Genomic DNA, 350 nt, shown 5'->3' with positions numbered 1-350 from the left:
TGCAACGGCACCACCGCGCAGCGGTGGAGCTTCACGGCCACCGGTGACGGCTACGTGCGCATCAACAACGCGGGCGACACCAACCAGGTCGTGGACGTCGCCGACGTCTCCACCGCCGACAACGCCCAGGTCCACCTGTGGAGTTACGGCGGCGGCGCCAACCAGCAGTGGCTGCCCGTCGACGAGGGCGGCGGTGCCTACCACTTCGTCAACCGCAACAGCGGCAAGTGCCTGGACGACCCCGGGGCCTCGATCGCCGACAGCGTGCAGTTCGTGCAGTACACCTGCAACGGCACCGCCGCCCAGCGCTTCCAGGTGGTCCCCGTGACCCAGTCGGGCACCAACCCCGA

At 69.4% G+C, this 350-nt stretch carries 1 protein-coding gene; it reads left to right on the top strand.

Annotated elements, in window-relative coordinates; all coding sequences use genetic code 11:
• Positions 1-350 (top strand): RICIN domain-containing protein (locus ACYF6T_RS44705; RefSeq protein ID WP_461703728.1); only part of this gene is annotated, 350 nt, incomplete at both ends.

This window comes from Streptomyces sp. 7R007 (assembly GCF_054850255.1).
Note: the sequence above shows the minus strand (reverse complement) of the source record. Positions and strands in the feature narration are given on the sequence as shown.